This window comes from Acidovorax sp. KPB24-03 (genome assembly GCF_057546605.1).
Map to the genome: position 1 here is coordinate 1 of NZ_BAAJYR010000507.1, position 2,154 is coordinate 2,154.

At 70.9% G+C, this 2,154-nt stretch carries 3 protein-coding genes; all 3 read left to right on the forward strand.

From position 1 onward, the window contains the following. A partial coding sequence (locus tag AC27KI_RS23275) for an HAD-IC family P-type ATPase (RefSeq protein ID WP_487116081.1) occupies positions 1–486 on the forward strand: 486 nt, incomplete at its 5' end. A gap of 269 nt (positions 487–755) precedes the next feature. Continuing rightward, positions 756–1,391: a YitT family protein gene (locus AC27KI_RS23280; protein ID WP_487116083.1), complete on the forward strand. Its 636-nt coding sequence runs from the start codon at positions 756–758 to the stop codon at positions 1,389–1,391. A gap of 65 nt (positions 1,392–1,456) precedes the next feature. Beyond that, positions 1,457–1,903: a hypothetical protein gene (locus tag AC27KI_RS23285; RefSeq protein ID WP_487116085.1), complete on the forward strand. Its 447-nt coding sequence runs from the start codon at positions 1,457–1,459 to the stop codon at positions 1,901–1,903. The last annotated feature ends 251 nt before the right edge of the window (positions 1,904–2,154 follow it).

The following is a 2,154-nucleotide window of genomic DNA, read 5'->3' on the forward strand; positions in this document are numbered from 1 at the left end:
GTGATGCTCACCGGCGACCACGCCGCAGCGGCCCAGGCGGCCGCGCGCGAGGCCGGCATCGACGAGGTGCAGGCGGGCCTGCTGCCCGAGCAGAAGCTGTCGGCCATCGCCGCGCTGCAGCAAAAGCACGGCATGACCGCCATGGCGGGCGACGGCATCAACGACGCGCCCGCCCTGGCCAAGGCCGACATCGGCTTCGCCATGGGCGGCGCCGGCACCGACGTGGCGATGGAGACGGCCGACGTGGTCATCATGAACGACGACCTGCGCCGCGTGGCCGAGACCGTGCGCCTGTCGCGCCGCACGCATGCCGTGCTGATGCAGAACATCGTGCTGGCACTGGGCATCAAGGCGGTGTTCTTCGGCCTGGCGCTGGCGGGGCACGCCACGATGTGGATGGCCGTGTTCGCGGACATGGGCGCCAGCCTGCTGGTGGTGGCGAACGGCCTGCGCATGCTGCGCAGCGAATCGCTATCAAAAAAATAGCAACCGGCACAATCGAAACCCCGGCACCGGCCGGTTTTCGCTGAAGTTGCGGCGCGCCACCGGCCGGCACGGGGAGGGACCGGCCCGTGGCCTCGCCGGCTTTCGCGATTTGAACGTGGCACTTCGCACATTCGCGTGCGGGCGCAGGCGGCCCGTGGGGTAATCATGGGTTCGACACCTCCTAGAATCCGCCCACCTTCTTCAACGGCGCCAGACCGCGAGCCCTTCAAGAGGCCCCGTTCCCCGGCCACGCCGCCCCCTCTTCCCGCATGAGCACCCCCGTCCCGCCTACCCCGACATCCCCGCCCACCATGGTTCCCCACACCGCCACCGAAGACACCGCCGCCCTGTTCACGGGCGTGCTGCTCATTTCGGTGGGCGTGGGCTTTTTCGGCAGCGCCGGCCTGCTCACGGGCGGCACGGCGGGGCTTGCCTTTCTTTTGCACTACGCGACCGACATGGGCTTCGGCAAGCTCTTCTTCCTGCTCAACCTGCCGTTCTACTGGCTGGCCTGGCGCAAGATGGGGCGCAGCTTCACCCTGAAGACCTTCGTGGCCGTGGTGCTGCTGTCGGTGCTGACCGAGGCCCAGCCGGGCCTGATGGAATTCGTCGCGCTGCAGCCGCTCTATGCCGCGGTGGCGGGCGGGCTCATCACGGGCACGGGCTTTCTGGTGCTGTTCCGCCACCGGTGCAGCCTGGGCGGCATAGGCATCCTGGCGCTGTACCTGCAGGACCGCTACGGCTGGCGTGCGGGCAAGGTCCAGATGGCAGTGGACTGCTGCATCGTGCTGCTGGCGCTGTTCACGGTGGACCCCATGCGCGTGCTCTGGTCCATCGCGGGCGCCGTGGCGCTCAACCTGGTCGTGGCGATGAACCACCGCCCGGGCCGCTACATGGCCATGTAGCCGGCGCAGGCTCCGCCCGGAACTCCCGCAGCGCGGGGCTATCATTCCCGCCTATGCGCCGCGGCATGTTCCTCTTTCTCATCGTGCTCATGGCCCTTCGGGGCCTGGCGGGCAATGCCATGGCGGCCGGCATGCTGCCAGCGGTGGGCACGGCGGTGCATTCGGCCCATGCAGCGGCCGAACCGCGATCCGACACGCCCCCGGCGCACACCCTGCACACCGCGGCGCCCTCCGATGCCGCGGCGCTGCCGCCCTGCCATGGCGAGGCCACCGCCCCTTCGGCCGGGGCCGCGGAGGCACCCCACGGTGGCACAGGCGATGCATCCCCCCACACCAGCCACCACGCCCATGACGGCGGTTGCTCGGCCTGCGGCATCTGCCACTCGGCCATGTTGACGCCCGCGCTGGCGGACCCCGCGCGCACCGCGCTGCCCCGTGCGCCCCTGCCCCTGGCAGAGCGCCGCTTTGCCAGCGCCCTGGCCGCACAGGCCATCAAGCCACCCATTTCCTGAGCCCCGACGCCCGAAGTGCGTCCGCGATCCGCACCCGCCACCGGCGGCGCGCGGATCGGCGGCCGCTGGTTTCGCCCTTGCTCAGGAGATCGCCGTGCGCGCCCCCTCGTCCCTTTCCGTTCGTTCTTGCTCCTGCGCGGTGCCCTGGCCGCCGCCGCGCTCTTGCCGCCATGGCCGGCCCTGGCCCAGGCCCCCGGGCCGATAGCCGACCCGCTGGCACCTGCCGGTGCGCTGGTCCACCGCAGCGTATT